This is a genomic window from Bartonella sp. CM120XJJH, assembly GCF_042194715.1.
GTDB lineage: Bacteria > Pseudomonadota > Alphaproteobacteria > Rhizobiales > Rhizobiaceae > Bartonella.
The window spans coordinates 19,123-35,526 of record NZ_JBHINE010000005.1; the positions used below are offsets into that span (position 1 = coordinate 19,123).

10 protein-coding genes are annotated in these 16,404 nt (G+C 35.5%); 9 read left to right on the forward strand and 1 reads right to left on the reverse strand.

Annotated features, from left to right (window positions below):
- Positions 1 to 30: 30 nt before the first annotated feature.
- From ACFIKU_RS03475 to ACFIKU_RS03510, 8 genes are all read left to right on the forward strand, one after another.
- Entirely contained in the window at positions 31 to 1,707 is a 1,677-nt protein-coding gene (locus tag ACFIKU_RS03475) for a ribonuclease J (protein ID WP_375641996.1), read from the forward strand.
- A gap of 202 nt (positions 1,708 to 1,909) precedes the next feature.
- Positions 1,910 to 3,235, forward strand: coding sequence for a proline--tRNA ligase (proS, locus tag ACFIKU_RS03480; protein WP_375656696.1), 1,326 nt, complete (start codon positions 1,910 to 1,912; stop codon positions 3,233 to 3,235).
- Between the two features lie 11 nt (positions 3,236 to 3,246).
- Entirely contained in the window at positions 3,247 to 4,515 is a 1,269-nt protein-coding gene (locus ACFIKU_RS03485) for a lipoprotein-releasing ABC transporter permease subunit (protein ID WP_375641997.1), read from the forward strand.
- On the forward strand, positions 4,515 to 5,195 hold the full coding sequence (locus ACFIKU_RS03490) for an ABC transporter ATP-binding protein (protein ID WP_273723192.1): 681 nt from the start codon (positions 4,515 to 4,517) through the stop codon (positions 5,193 to 5,195). The genes ACFIKU_RS03485 and ACFIKU_RS03490 overlap by 1 nt, the downstream gene beginning before the upstream one ends.
- Before the next feature lie 67 nt (positions 5,196 to 5,262).
- Positions 5,263 to 5,550 carry a succinate dehydrogenase assembly factor 2 gene (locus tag ACFIKU_RS03495; RefSeq protein ID WP_375641998.1) on the forward strand — a complete coding sequence of 96 codons (288 nt, stop codon included), beginning with the start codon at positions 5,263 to 5,265 and terminating at the stop codon, positions 5,548 to 5,550.
- 5 nt (positions 5,551 to 5,555) lie between these two features.
- A complete protein-coding gene (gene mfd / locus ACFIKU_RS03500; protein ID WP_375656697.1) occupies positions 5,556 to 9,056 on the forward strand; it encodes a transcription-repair coupling factor in 3,501 nt (1,166 codons plus the stop codon).
- Positions 9,057 to 9,265: 209 nt separating this feature from the next.
- Positions 9,266 to 10,105 carry a hypothetical protein gene (locus tag ACFIKU_RS03505; protein ID WP_375656698.1) on the forward strand — a complete coding sequence of 280 codons (840 nt, stop codon included), beginning with the start codon at positions 9,266 to 9,268 and terminating at the stop codon, positions 10,103 to 10,105.
- Between the two features lie 1,125 nt (positions 10,106 to 11,230).
- A complete protein-coding gene (locus ACFIKU_RS03510) occupies positions 11,231 to 11,842 on the forward strand; it encodes an invasion associated locus B family protein (protein WP_375642002.1) in 612 nt (203 codons plus the stop codon).
- Between the two features lie 87 nt (positions 11,843 to 11,929).
- Here the strand turns inward: ACFIKU_RS03510 and ACFIKU_RS03515 are convergent, their stop codons facing one another.
- On the reverse strand, positions 11,930 to 14,560 hold the full coding sequence (locus ACFIKU_RS03515; RefSeq protein WP_375642003.1) for an Rne/Rng family ribonuclease: 2,631 nt from the start codon (positions 14,558 to 14,560) through the stop codon (positions 11,930 to 11,932).
- 587 nt (positions 14,561 to 15,147) lie between these two features.
- Between ACFIKU_RS03515 and ACFIKU_RS03520 the strand changes: the two genes are divergently transcribed.
- Positions 15,148 to 16,377: an N-acetylmuramoyl-L-alanine amidase gene (locus ACFIKU_RS03520; RefSeq protein ID WP_375656699.1), complete on the forward strand. Its 1,230-nt coding sequence runs from the start codon at positions 15,148 to 15,150 to the stop codon at positions 16,375 to 16,377.
- Positions 16,378 to 16,404: the final 27 nt, after the last annotated feature.

Sequence of the window (16,404 nt, forward strand, 5' to 3'; positions counted from 1 at the left end):
CAGATGCCTTAATGATTTTGGGAGATGTTTATGGTTGCAGCCAATAAGAATGAATTTGTTTTTTTACCTCTGGGAGGTGTAGGTGAAATAGGGATGAATTTAGCTGCTTACGGATTTGGTCCCAAAAATCTTCGTGAATGGCTGCTGGTTGATATGGGGATTAGTTTTGCTGGTTCTGAATTACCAGGAGTTGATCTTGTTTTGCCTGATATTCGTTTTTTAGAAAGTGAAAAACATAATATACGGGGTCTTGTTTTAACGCATGCACATGAAGATCATTATGGGGCCGTTCTTGATTTATGGCCAAAGTTACAAGTGCCAATTTATTGTACGCCTTTTACGGCAGGATTATTGGAAACTAAAAAACAATTAGATTTTGAATCTCAAAAAATTTTACTCAATATTTTTCAAGCTGGTGATTGTTTTCAGGTAGGTGCCTTTGCTGTAGAGGCTATAGCTGTTAACCATTCAATACCAGAATCTGTATCTTTAGCAATTACAACCTCTTTGGGAACTGTGATTCATACGGGTGATTGGAAAATTGATCACACTCCTTCACTCGGGGCTGTGACGGATGAAAAAAGATTTCGTGCTTTAGGCAAAAAAAGTGTTTTAGCATTACTTTGTGATTCCACAAATGCATGTCGGGATGGTATATCTCCATCAGAGCAGCAGGTTCAAGCCAGTCTTTCTGAGATTATTTCCAAAGCTGAAGGGCGCGTTGCAATAGCAACTTTTTCTTCTAATATTGGTCGGATACGTTCTATTGCTCTTGCAGCTGAAGCTGCTGGACGTAAGGTGCTTGTCATTGGGCGTTCCCTTAAGCGAAGTATTATGGTTGCACAAGAGCTTGGTTATATGAATGGTTTAGCGCCATTTGTAACGGAAGATGATTATGGTTACATCTCGCGAAAAGATCTTGTTTTAATTGTCACAGGGAGCCAAGGTGAGCCGTGTGCTGCTTTGGCTAAACTATCACGTGATGGAATGAGAAATATTGCACTTTCTGCTGGTGATACCGTTATTTATTCATCACGAAGTATTCCAGGAAACGAAAAGGCGATTATTGAGGTACAAAATCGTTTCATTGATTTGGGTATTGAAATTATCACGAATGAAGATGCACTTGTTCATGTTTCAGGCCATCCCCGTCGTTCAGAACTTTTACAGATGTATGATTGGGTAAAGCCACAGATACTTGTTCCTGTACATGGGGAAGCAATACATCTTAAGGCTCAGGCAACTTTAGCGCGTCAAGCGGGTATTAAAATTGTTACAGATATCAGAAATGGACATATGTTACGTTTTGCACCAGAGCCTGTAGAAGTTGTTGATCAAGTTCCTGTCGGCCGCATCTATAAGGATGGTTGCCTAATTGGAGATGAAGATGAATTAGGGATTCGTGAACGTCGCAAACTAAGTTATGCTGGTCATGTTACTATTTCTCTCCATATAAATAGTAAGAATGAATTATTAGGGGATATAGGTCTAACAACATTCGGGTTACCTGAAAGTAATGGAAAGGGGAAAAGTTTAAAAGATATTCTTTTAGATATTGTAGAAAATACAGTTTATAATATCCCACGCATGAAACAGAAAAATAATGAACTTATTCGAGAAGCAACACGACGTGCTGTGAGAGCGGCTGTTCATGAAATTTGGCAAAAAAAACCTATCTGTACAGTTTTTTTACATCGGTCAAAATAAAAGAACTTTCATATTACGTTATTTAAAAAGAAAAGAGCATTTTTATTTTTTTCTAAATAAGAAAAATAGAGAATAAAGCACAATAAATTTTTAAATGATAAGATCGTTATATTTGCAAGTATTCAGAATGCGGCTATAGATGAGTAGAGGGTGTGATAAATTGTTCCGATATGATAGGTCTGATTAGGAGTTAATTATTTCAATGCGTCTTTCTCAATATTTCCTTCCACTTTTAAAAGAGAATCCTAAAGAAGCAGAAATTGTTTCTCATCGCTTCATGTTACGCGCTGGAATGATTCGACAACAAACATCAGGAATTTATTCTTGGCTTCCTTTGGGAAAAAAAGTGCTTGATAAAGTTTGTAAAATTATTCGTGAAGAGCAAGAACGTGCGGGTGCAATAGAAATATTGATGCCTACAATTCAGTCTGCTGATCTTTGGCGTGAAAGCGGTCGTTATGATGATTATGGTTTGGAAATGCTTCGCATTAAAGATCGTCAAAAGCGTGATTTACTTTATGGTCCAACCAATGAAGAAATGGTAACAGATATTTTTCGCTCATATGTTCGTTCTTATAAAGATCTTCCGCTTAATTTGTATCATATTCAATGGAAATTTCGTGATGAAATTCGTCCACGTTTTGGTGTGATGCGGGCACGAGAATTTTTAATGAAAGATGCTTATTCTTTTGATCTTGATTATGAAGGCTCTAAAACATCTTATAATCGTATGTTTGTTGCTTATTTACGCACTTTTTCTCGCCTTGGCTTAAAAGCAATTCCTATGCGTGCAGATACAGGTCCAATAGGGGGGAAACTCAGTCATGAATTTATCATTTTGGCTGAAACGGGAGAGAGCGCTATCTTCTGTGATAAACAATTTCTTGAACTTATCGTTCCCGATAGTTCAATTGATTTTAGTGATAAAGCTGCTTTAGATGATATTGTTAAACAATGGACATCTTTTTATGCAGCAACGGAAGAAATGCATAATGAAGAGGAGTGGGCTAAAGTTTCTGATCATAATCGTCTTTCAGCGCGTGGTATTGAAGTCGGACATATTTTCCACTTTGGCACGAAATATTCTGCTCCAATGGGAGCAAAAGTTATGGGACAAGATGGAAAAGAGCATGTGGTTTCTATGGGATCTTACGGTATTGGACCTTCACGTCTTGTTGCGGCCGCTATTGAGGCTTCTCATGATGAAAATGGTATTATTTGGCCAAAGTCGATGGCACCGTTTGATTTTGGAATTATCAATATGAAACCCGATGATGAAAAATGCACACAGGTGTGTGAGTTTCTCTATCAGGGATTAAAGGAGGTTGGTTTTGATCCGTTATTAGATGATAGAAATGAACGTCCTGGATCAAAATTTGCAACAATGGATTTGATTGGTTTGCCAACGCAAGTCATTGTTGGTCCTAACAGCATTGCACAAAATGAAGTTGAAATTAAAGATCGCAAAACAGGAATAAAAAAATCTCTAAAGGTTGAAGATGTGCTCAGCCAACTTTCTATAATTTAATAGGAAATGTTATGAAGAGGCTGAAAAACAAATGGTTTTCATCTTATGAGTGGATGATCGCTTTTCGTTATATGATCCCCAATAAAAAACATGTCGTTGCATCTGTTATTTCAATTATTTCTCTTATTGGGATTATGTTGGGCGTATTTGCTCTGGTTGTTGTTATGGCGGTGATGAATGGCTTTCGTACAGAACTTCTCAATCGTATTCTTGGTATGAATGGGCATCTTATTATTCAAACAGTTGATTCTGGTTTTTCTGATTATAAGACTCTTATTTCTTCTTTAGAAACTACAAACGGTGTGAAGTTTGCTTTACCTGTTATTGAAGGTCAAGCGCTTGTTCAAGGTGAAGTTCAAGGTGGCTCTGGCGCATTAGTTCGTGGTATGCGCAAACAAGATCTAGAAAAGCTTAAAACAGTCTCTCAAAACATTAAATTAGGATCGATTTCTCGGTTTGATCAAGAAGAAGGTGTTGCAATTGGAAGTGGCTTAGCAGAAAAATTGGGACTGACAGTTGGAAGAGATATTCGTATTATTACTCCAGATGGTGATGAGACTCCTTTTGGTGTTACCCCACGTGTGAAAGCTTATAAAGTCGTTGCTATTTTTGAAGTTGGTATGTCTGAATATGATTCAATATTTATCTTTATGCCTCTCCATGAAGCACAAATGTTTTTTAATTTGGGAGATAAGGTTCAGTCTTTAGAATTATTTCTAAATGATCCGGATGCTGTTGATCAAATAAAACCTGTTGTAGAAAAAGCAGTTGATCAACAGGTCTATTTAATTGATTGGCGGACACGCAATCAGGCTTTTTTTTCAGCCTTACAGATTGAACGAAATGTTATGTTTTTCATTCTTTCTCTAATTGTTCTTGTTGCTGCTTTAAATATTATTTCAGGGTTGATTATGCTTGTAAAAGATAAAAGTCATGATATTGCAATTTTACGCACGATGGGGGCTCAACAGAGTGCGATTTTGCGTATATTTATCATTACAGGGATGATGATTGGTTTTATTGGAACTATATTGGGTTTAGTTTTAGGTGTTATCGCGACCGCGAATATTAATCATATCCAAGACTTTATATCTTGGTTATTTAATGTCGACGTTTTTAATCCTCAACTTTATTTTTTAACAAAATTGCCTGCACAAATTGAGTGGAAACAGACCATCTTGGTTGCTATGATGGCTTTATTCTTGTCGTTTCTTGCTGCTCTCATTCCGGCATGGCGTGCTGCTAAGCTAGATCCTGTACAAGCTTTGAGGTATGAATAATGACAGCTATTTTAGAGCTTGTAGAGATTGAAAGACGCTTTTTTGAGAGTCATAAACCGCTCATTGTTTTAGATAAAGCGAATTTTATTCTTAATCGTGGAGAGCTTGTCGCACTTGTTGCACCATCTGGTGCTGGAAAATCAACACTTCTTCATATTGCTGGATTATTAGAAAAACCAACAGCTGGTGATGTGATGTTACGGGGGGTTTCTTGTGCAAAGCGCTCTGATAGTGAGCGAACAGCTATAAGACGAAATGATATTGGTTTTGTTTATCAATTTCATCATTTACTTCCAGAGTTTACGGCGTTAGAAAATGTCATGATACCGCAAATGATAGCAGGATTAAAAAAATCCATAGCAGAAGATCGTGCCCGCAAATTATTGACGTATCTGCGTGTTTCTCATCGTGCTGATCATCGTCCCTCAGAGTTATCGGGAGGAGAACAACAACGTGTTGCTATTGCACGTGCCGTAGCAAATGGCCCTTCGGTTCTTTTAGCTGATGAACCTACAGGAAATCTTGATCCCGTAACTGCAGCTTACGTCTTTCAAGCTTTATCTATCCTTGTTCGTCAATCTGGTCTTTCTGCTCTTATTGCAACACATAATTACGCTTTGGCTAAGCAAATGCATCGACGAATTACACTTAAAGAACAAAAAATTATAGAACTTCCTTAAAAGCAAGGTAAAAATTTTATACGATTAATTGAATAGTTTATATTACTTTATTCAAGGAGATTTTTTAATGACAGTTTTTGTCGTTGACAAAAATCAATTAGATGTGCGTCGTCGTCGATTGATTTTTCGTGCATGGCATCGCGGTATTCGTGAAATGGATCTCATTTTTGGACATTATGTCGATGCTCATATTACTGGAATGAATGATAAAACGCTCTCTGAACTTGAGTATATTATGTCTTTTGATGATCGTGATTTACTCACATGGATTACTGGAGAAATTTCGCCACCCTCTGAAGTTGATAGTCCACTTTTTCGTGATATTGCCAATTATCGTACTTGCTTAAGTTATTAATCCCGATGCCTATATTTAAAAAAATTGTTATTCCCAAAAATAATTCTGTTCGTATGATTTTAGATGGAGTTATTGATGGATTTGAAGCCTTTGCGCTTGCTAAATTAAGTTCAGAAATTGCACAAGGTAAACCGCTCATCTATGTTGTCCGCGACGGAACAAAAATTGTGCATTTACAACAAGTTTTAAATTTTATTGAGCCCAATTTACCCGTACTTCAATTTCCTGCATGGGATTGTTTGCCTTATGATCGTGTATCACCAGGAATTGCTGTTATGGCACGTCGACTATCAGCATTGGCACACATAGCAAATTTACGTAAAGATCCACATCCTACAATTATATTAACAACAGCAAATGCGATTATGCAAAAGTTGCCTCCTCGTGAAATGATAGAAGCTCAGCTTATTCACGCATGTGTTGGCCAGCGCAATAACATGGGAAATCTTATTCAATTTCTAGAAACCAATGGTTTTGAACGCGTTACGGTTGTCCGTGATGTTGGTGAGTTTGCTGTAAGAGGAGGAATACTTGATATCTTTTCTCCGATGGATGTTGAACCTTTACGTCTTGATTTTTTTGGAGATACCCTAGAAAGTATCCGCGTATTTGATCCAGAAAGTCAAAGGACAACAGGCCAAAAAACTGAACTTTTATTACAGGCAATGAGTGAGGTTGTTCTTACACCAGAATGCATCAGCCGTTTTAAGAGCAATTATACCCGTACATTTGGCGTATCACAAAAAAATAACATGCTTTATGAAGCAATTGCTCAAGGTCGGCGCTTTTCCGGTATGGAACATTGGCTTCCATTTTTTTATGAAAACCTTGATAGTTTTTTTGACCATTGTGGCAACGTACCGATCGTTTTTGAGCATCTTATAGAAGAAGTCTTCATTGAGCGCTATCGTCTTATTGAAGACTATTATAACGCGCGCAAAGAGCGCGAAAATGATGAAAAAAATTCTACTTCTTATCATCCAATAGATCCTAGTCTTTTTTACTTAACGCCAGAGCGTGTTTTGGAAGATGTGCAACAATCTTCACAGCGTATTGATTTTTCGCCTTTTAATATTCCACAAAGTTTAGAACAAACTGTTATTCACACCAATGTTAAACAGGGATATGATTTTGTAAAAGAGCGTAATGCGCAGGAAAAAAATGTTTTTTCAAGTGTTATTGATCATATCGCATCTTTACGTACTGCTGGTAAAAAAGTGCTTTTAGCGTGTTGGAGTGAAGGATCTCTCAATCGTTTGCTACAAGTTCTCGACGAGCATGGATTGAAAAAAATAGATGTTGTAAAATCCTTGCAAACTGTCAAAGCAACCCCACGAGATCGCATATTAGCAGCTGTTATCATGATAGAACATGGTTTTGAGGCTGAAGATTTAGCTGTTCTAGCAGAGCAAGATATCCTTGGCGATCGTTTTATAAGATCGCCAAAGCGGCGTAAAAATAATACAAATTTTATTTCTGAAATTTCTGCTTTAAATTCTGGTGATATTATTGTGCATATCGACCACGGTATTGGCCAATTTGTTGGTCTTAAAACCATCAAAACCACTGGAATTTTACGAGATTGCCTTGAAATTAGATATGCTGGAGGTGATTTACTCTTTTTACCTGTTGAAAATATTGAACTTCTCTCACGTTATGGCTCAGAAGAAACAGAGGTAACTTTAGATAAATTAGGGGGTGTTGCTTGGCAAGCACGTAAAGCTAGGCTTAAAAAACATTTATTGGAAATGGCAGGGCAATTAATCCGTATAGCTGCAGAGCGGATGACTCGTGCTGCGCCTGCTTTACTTCCACCAGTTGGACCATTTGATGAGTTTGTTGCTTGCTTTCCTTATGAAGAAACGGAAGATCAAATGAATGCAATTGATGCTGTTTTAGACGATTTAGCCTCAGGAAAGCCTATGGATCGCTTGATATGCGGTGATGTTGGTTTTGGAAAAACCGAAGTAGCTATTCGAAGTGCTTTTGTCGCAGCATTAAATGGATATCAGGTTGCTGTTGTTGTACCGACAACCTTGCTTTCACGCCAACATTACAAGACATTTATTTCGCGTTTTCAAGGATTACCGGTTAAAATTGGACATGCTTCAAGGCTTGTAAAAGCGAAAGAACTTGCACGAGTAAAAAAAGGTCTTTCAGATGGTACAATCGATATTGTCATTGGAACTCATGCATTATTAAGTGGTGCAGTTAATTTTTTACGGTTAGGCCTTCTCATCATTGATGAGGAGCAGCATTTTGGTGTCAAACACAAAGAGCGTTTAAAAGAGCTTAAAAGTGATATTCATGTTCTCACACTTTCAGCAACTCCCATACCGCGCACTTTAGGGTTAGCATTATCGGGTGTACGTGAACTTTCATTGATAACAACACCTCCCATTGATAGAATGGCGGTTCGTACTTTTATTTCACCATTTGATGCACTTGTTATACGAGAGACCCTGCTTCGAGAATACTATCGTGGTGGACAAAGTTTTTATGTTTGTCCACGTATTTCTGATTTGGCTTTTGTAGAAGAATATCTCAAAACACATGTACCAGAACTGAAATTCGTTGTAGCTCATGGACAAATGCCGGCAGGACAACTTGATGATATCATGAATGCATTTTATGATGGACAATATGATGTACTGGTCTCAACAACCATTATTGAATCAGGTCTTGACATTCCAACAGCCAATACCCTAATTGTGCATCGCGCTGAGATGTTTGGCCTTTCTGCCCTTTATCAGTTACGTGGTAGGGTAGGGCGTTCAAAACAACGTGCTTATGCTCTCTTTACATTTCCTGCTGGTAAAGTTTTAACAGCTGCTGCTGATCGTCGTCTTAAAGTTTTACAATCTCTTGACACCTTGGGGGCTGGTTTTCAATTGGCAAGCCATGACATGGATATCCGCGGTTCAGGCAATTTTTTAGGTGAAGAGCAATCAGGGCATATCAAAGAAGTTGGATTTGAACTTTATCAAAAAATGCTTGAGGATGCTGTTGCTGAATTAAAAGACGGGGAGCTAAATGAAGATAAGCAGTGGTCTCCTCAAATTTCACTTGGTACAACAGTGATGATACCAGAAAGTTTCGTGCCTGACTTGCCATTACGTATGGGGCTTTATCGTCGTTTAACAGAACTTGATGATTTAGAACAAATTGATGAATTTGCAGCGGAGTTAATTGATCGCTTTGGTCCTTTACCGCGTGAAGTTCAACATCTCCTTAAAGTCTTTTATATTAAAACATTGTGTCGAAAAGCACATGTAGAAAAATTAGATGTTGGACCAAAGGGTATTGTTATACAGTTTCGCAATAACTATTTCGCAAATAGTGTTGCTCTTGTTCAGTGGGTGGAAAAACAAGGTTCAATGGCAAAAATTCGACCAGATCAAAGTATTGCTCTCATTCGTGATTGGTTCACAGCGGATGAAAGGCTTGTTGGAGCAGCGAATATTATGACACAGCTTGTCGAAATGGCAGAACAACATTCTGTTTAAAATTTTTTATTGATTTAGAATTATTACTTATTTTTATAAAAATGAATTTATAATGAAGGAAATCCTTATATATTGATTTTGAGTTTTTGTACAATACGTATTGATACAGTGAAGAAAATAGATTAGATGGCGTAACTGCAATGAATAGCACTTGCATACAATAAGCTTCTGTAAATTTTGTAAAAAACAAAAATTTAGGTAAAGATAGCATGCTTTCTTCATTACAAAAGTTGCTAACAATCGTTTTTTTATTACTCACTTTGATACATGGCGTAAAAAACGCTTATGCTGAGTTATCTTCTGAGGAACAATACCAACATTTAAAAAACAAAAGAAAGAATATTAAAGAGAGAATACAATTTATTGAAGAAAGTATATCTCATTTAGATATTTGGGAAAAAAATATTTCTAAAGCAGAATACTATAAGCGTTTGCAGGAACGAAATAAGTTGTACAAAAAACTGAAAACTATGAAGGATGAATATTATAATCTTGGTTCGAAATTACAGGATCTATTTGAAAAAAAACAAAAAATTATCTCTAGGATACATATAGCGAGAGAGTACGAAGTAGGGGAGTATGAAGAAAAGTTGATTAAAACAAAAGACTATTTAAAAAAAACACAAATGTTTAATGAATGGGGAATGAATGAGAACAGTGGAAGTGATGATGAAATAATGAAAAATTATCTCATGTTTATTATTGCTTGCAAGACGTTAGCGGATACACTGCAAAGTGATATAGGTGTTATTTTGCGCAAAGATTTTGATTGGAAAGATAAAGATTTTAGTTGGGCAAAAGACGCAAACAATTCAATAAGTCCTAGTTTAGTCAGGGATATTAAAGAATTACTAACAGATGGCTCTTATAGTTATGAAAAACAAATATTTGACGATATAAAAAATAGTCTTACAGGAGATAATTGGTTTGTGAAAAATGCACCTAAGCTTTGTAGAACCATTAAAGAAGTACATAATATAATGCTTCCAAACAAGAGAAAGAATATTATAGATCGTATGCGTTCTCATGTTGAAGAATTATTCAATTAAAAAGTATTGTTTGATTTATGTATAATTATATTAAAAATAGAGAAATAACTTAAAATAAATTGATAAAAGCTATATTTTTTATTCACGTTATAAAGCTGAGAAATAATATTTGTACAAAGGTGTAATATATAAATTTTTAATATATGAGCATAAATTTATTATGGCTTTGGGCACGTAAGATGATTCATAGGGGGCGGGGATTTTTTTCCTTTGTTCAGTAGTTTTATCTATAAAACTAACTCCTCTTGTGATGTACAAGTGGATAAATTTTATTGATTCAATATAAGAGAGGTTTGCGCTATTAGGATCTTTCATACAATATAGAAAAAAGATAAATTATTATTATAAATTAATATGTTATTATATTTTAAAGAAGTTTATTATAAATAAAATATTTTCAGCAGTTATAGATTTTTTCTCTAAGAAAATGTGTTGTTTAATTAAGAAAAAAGCACTTCTTTAGTAGCTTATTTTTAAACTAAACTTTTTAGTTAAAAGCTATGGAATATAAAATTTTTATTACAAAAGCGTATCACCATTGTTTTGTAAACAAGGGCAGAAAATTGTCTATTACCAAAAAGTTCTCTTACAATTATGCAGAAATTTTAGACAATAAGTGGCTTTAATTCATCAAATGTTTCAATAATACCGTAAATGATTTTGTTTTTGTGTATTACACGAGGCACATAAGAAAAACAGTAAAATTTATCTGATATTTTGGAGATTCATGCATTGCAACACCTGTTGCTAAGGCTCCATAAGCTTAACATGAAGAGTAATAAATGTAAAAAGTTTAATTAGTAAGATTTTTAGAGTAGTATTGAAGTTTATTTTAATTAATATTGCAATATTGATTCGTTTGTGTAATCTTAATTGGAATGCACAGAGGTGTTTTATGGATAGATTGCATCAAATACCAATGTGATGAAGAGGGGAATTATATGAGTGTATAAAAATTAGAATGGCTCATCATAGTTTTTTCTCTAAATTTGACTTTTTTTTATATATTGAAGTAAAAATAGTAAAATTAATTGTTATTTTTATAATTTAATAAATTTAAGTTGGAATTATATTTAATATTTTTTTGAAGTTACTTAAGAGCGCGTTGAAAGGATTAACTTAATCATGTCGCATAAAAATGTTTATTCTGCTGTTTCAGTATTAGTTGGAGCCGCTGCCCTTTTTCTTATAGCTGGTATTTCTGCAAATGCGCAAACTTTATCACAAGGTTGGTACAAAGTTTGCAGTAAGCAGCATGATGTTGATATTTGTAATACAATGAATACTGTATTGTCGAATACGGGACAACCTTTAACGGCTTTTAATCTTGTTGAAATAAAAGGGAAGCAAAATGAAAAACGTATAGGTATTCAAGTGCCTACAGGTCGTTTTTTGCCAGAAGGTGTTCAGATTAAAATTGGTGATGAGTTCTCTAAAAAAATTCCTTATATTATTTGTAATGGACCAAGTTGTATTGCTAATGATGTCTTAGATGACAAGCTTATAGCGGCTATGAAAAGTGGTACAAAAATGGTTGTAACCACAGTTAATTTCCGTGGTTCAGCTAACCCTATTGAATTTTCTCTTAATGGGTTTACAGCAGCCTATACCGGTCCTGGTATGGAGGAAAAAGATTTCCAACAAGAACAAATAAAGCTGCAGCAAGCCATTCAATCAAAGCAAAAAGAAATTGAAGAGCGTATGCGGGCTGAGCAAGAAAAAGCAAAACAAAAGTAATAAACCCACACCATAGAATTGGTTGAAACGTTTTCTATAATTGTTTATTTAAACCGCCACAGTTTTCTGTGGCGGTTTTTTAAATCCTTAATTTTTCGAAAGAATTCTGCGTTTCCACCAACCAATACGTTCAGGTTTGGAAGAATCATTAGGCGTTGATGAAATAACAACGGGTTGATTAACTGTTTCTTCAATTTGGGAAGGAGAGGTTTCGATAACTTCCTCTATCTCGGTTACAGTTTCTTTCTCTAATGTTTTTTGTATTTGCGTTGTCTCTTTAGAAGATGATTTTTTACGTGTTCCACGTGTTGATTTTTTACTATTTTCAAGAGTTTTATCGTCTACCTCATGAATAGATTTATTTGTTTTTTTTGTTTTAGCTTTACGTACCGAACTGGTTTTAGTTTTTTCTTCAAGAGATTTTTTTTCTGCGACATTTTGATCATTCTCTAAAGAGAGTTGATTTTCTGCTACTTTTGAAGAACGTGCTTTACGTTTTTTAGGTTTAATACTTGTATCAATTTTTTCAGACTCACCCTGTTGTTGTATGTCTAGAGCTTGTGTATTATTTTTTGTTTCTTCAAGTTCAAAAGGTTTAGCAGATGAAGCACGACGTTTACGATGTTCTGCTTTAATTTCCGCTAAAGCCTGCTTAGCAAAATCTCCCACTGGTTCTGCGTAAGGAACGCGAATCTGATGAAAACTATTATCTTGATTGCGTCGACCACCACGGCGTCCTCGACGACGTCCTCGACGATAAGAATCATCACTCAAGGTATCTTCTTTTTTATGAAGGTTGGAGAGAGAGTGATCAGCAGTTTCACCATGACGATTTTTGCGCTGACGCTTTTTGTTTGTTTCAATGGGAGAAGGATTTTCAATAGATTCACTCTTTATGAAAATAGAATCTTCAATTTCTTGCTTATTGGCATCTTCCAATGAAGGTTGAGAAATGCTCTCTGCTATTGATCCTTTAGAAATAACAAGATGTTGCGTTCCAATACTATCATCTGCCTCAATACTAATATTAAGCTTAAAGCGAGCTTCTAAATTAACAAGAATGTTGCGTTTATGATTTAATACATAAAGTGCCGTTGCTACGGGTGTGCGCACGATAATATTATATTGCGAATTATGAAGAAGATATTCTTCAATTGAGCGCATGACATGTAACGCAATTGATGATTCAGAACGTATATTTCCTGTTCCTGCGCAATGCGGGCAGGGCTGTGTTGTACTTTCTAAAACCGATATGCGAATACGTTGACGACTCATTTCTAAAAGGCCAAAGTGTGAAATATGACCAACTTGAATACGAGCACGATCATTTTTTAAACAATCTTTTAATTTTTTTTCGACTAGCCTCACATTACGGTCTTCAAGCATATCAATAAAATCAATCACGATTAAACCAGCAAGGTCACGCAAGCGTAATTGACGCGCTACTTCTTCAGCAGCTTCAAGGTTAGTTTGTAAGGCTGTCTTTTCGACAGAGAATTCTTTCGTAGAGCGGCCAGAATTTACGTCAATAGCAACAAGTGCTTCTGTTTGATTAATAACAAGATAACCACCAGATTTTAAAGAAACCTGTGGTTGCAACATTTTATCAAGTTGAATTTCAATATTATTTCTTGCAAAAATGGGTGTAGGATCACGATAAGGTTGCACAACTTTTGCATGGCTTGGCATGAGCATACGCATAAAGTCTTTTGCTTCACGATATCCTTGGTCTCCAGAGACAAGAATTTCACTAATGTTCTTATTATAAAGATCTCGTATAGAACGCTTGATGAGATTGCTTTCTTCATGGACAAGGCATGGCGCCGTTGATTCGAGTGTCAAAGTGCGAATAGTATCCCATAACCGCATGAGATATTCATAATCACGTTTAATTTCAGCTTTTGTTCTATTGGCACCAGCGGTTCGTAAGATAACGCCCATACCTTTTGGAACTGCTAATTCTTTTACGATTTCCTTAAGACGCTTACGATCTTGTACATTCGTAATTTTTCGTGAAATACCACCACCACGTGCTGTGTTGGGCATTAGAACAGAGTAACGACCTGCTAGAGATAGATATGTTGTAAGGGCAGCACCTTTATTACCACGCTCTTCTTTGATGACTTGTACCAACAAAATTTGACGCCGTTTAATGACTTCTTGAATTTTATACTGGCGCCCTTGTTTTCTTTGATAAATTGGGAGCTCTTCACGAATGTCTTCAGCACCGACCATTTCGATCTCATCATAAGAAATATCGGAATTAAATGCTTCTTCTGTATTATCAATTATTGTCGATTCAGATGTGATATCATTTTCAATATCGGCTGCTATGACATTGTTTTTTCCATTTTTTTTTGTTTTTCTGGAGCGTTTTTTATTGTTAGTTGCTTCTTCCGTAAAGGCATCTACAGAATTCTCTCCTACAGCGGCTTTTTCCTCTTCTTCAAGAAGAGCAAGGCGATCAGCAATAGGAATTTGATAATAATCAGGATGAATTTCAGAAAATGTTAAAAAACCATGTCGGTTTCCACCATATTCAACAAAAGCTGCTTGGAGAGACGGTTCTACACGCGTAATACGTGCGAGATAAATATTCCCCTTGAGCTGCTTTCTATGCTCTGATTCAAAATCAAGTTCTTCAATTTTGTTGCCGTGAACAACAACAACACGTGTTTCCTCCGGATGGGAGGCATCTATAAGCATTTTGTTTGACATAAGTTAATATCCTGAAGGCGACATGCACAATTTTATTCAAACGAACACTATAACTATTCGTAAACATAAAAGGCTGTCTGCCATAAAAGGGGGGTACCAGAAAAACAGGACGGAACACCACGTGCAGAGGCATGACTGCATTTACACCATTTCTCATCATTATTTCCATCTGTTTTTTATGACTCATATTTCTTAAAAGTCTCCGGTAAAATAATCTTTAAAACAGTTCGGATATCCGAACCAACGAATCTTAAGTAATGCAATCCTAATGTTATAACATAGAAATTTTTCATCCATAAAAAAGTCTCAACACATAATAGGCAAAAAACCTCTAAAGACAACTTAATATGAGTTACAGATAATTTAGATGACTATTATTAGCTAGGAAGCATAAATATTCTTTTATGTTGATATCATGCGTTTGGCAAGTAACAATGTAAATCATGTATAATGATAATATCTTATGACTTTAATTTCGTTTTTGGGTGTTTATTTAGCTTTTAGTGAAAAATAGAGAATAAATTTGGTGTATCATTTTTATATAACCAAGATAAATTATTACAAATGTAATGTAGAGTATTTTGCTTATGATAAGAGTTTTTTTTACCAAAAAGCTGAAAACAGCTTATGGGGATGATATTGTGCTCGTCACATACTTTTTATTATTTTTTTTGCTATCCCAAACCAGTGTTCAAGCCGCAGAACCTCTGAGACTTATTAATTTTCGAAACATTGGTGATAGTGTTCATACGCGTATTATTGCGGTTTTCAATGCAAAACCAAATGTTCGTTTACAGATTTTGGACAGACCTGCACGTTTGGTCATCAATTTACCTACAATTGACTTTTCGATGCAAAATACGCCTTTAACGAAACAGAATACATCATCCGTTATGCTTTCAGATGTGCGTTATGCTTTCTCTGACATACAGACTTCACGCATTATTTTGACAAGTAAAACGGCTTTTGTGGTTGAAAAAAGTGTCGTAAAAAAATTAAATAATGGTTTATGGCAGTTGCTGATTGATATTCGTAAAAGTACACAAGAAAAATTTGATGAGATATTAAAAAAACAGCAAAGAGCCAATTTTGATACAAAAACACAGTTAATACCAGCATATAATTTCCGTGTTGTTCTTGATCCTGGTCATGGTGGTATTGATGGTGGTGCACGGGGTGTTACTGGAATTTTAGAAAAAGATGTGACTTTAGACTTTGCGCGTGCATTGCGAGACGAATTACAAAAGGATTCTCATATTACTGTTGCTTTAACGCGAGATTCCAATATTTTTTTAAGACTAAGTGAAAGAGTTAAAAAAGCGCAAGAGTTTGATGCTGATCTTTTTATATCTATTCACGCGGATACGATTGATCTACATTCTCTTCGTGGTGCCACCGTGTATACCATATCGGACAAAGCCTCTGATGCCATTGCAAAATCTTTAGCTGAAAATGAAAATAAAGTTGATTTGCTCGATGGTTTGCCTGCAGATGAAACGCTCGAAGTTACAGATATTTTGATGGATCTTACACGACGTGAAACACATACATTTTCGGTTAATTTTGCAAATAGTGTTATTTCAAATTTATCAAATAATCATATTAACTTGATTAATAACCCACATCGGTATGCTAATTTTCAAGTTTTAAGAGCCTCAGATATACCTTCCGTCCTGATAGAGATAGGTTATTTATCCAATAAAGAGGACGAAAAGTTATTAAATGATCCTCATTGGAGAAAACAAATGGCAGCCTCTATTGCTCATTCTATTCGTCAATTTGCTGATTATAGGCAGAAAATGATACAGCCTCTTTAAATTTGTGAGAAAATAGAGTATCAATAT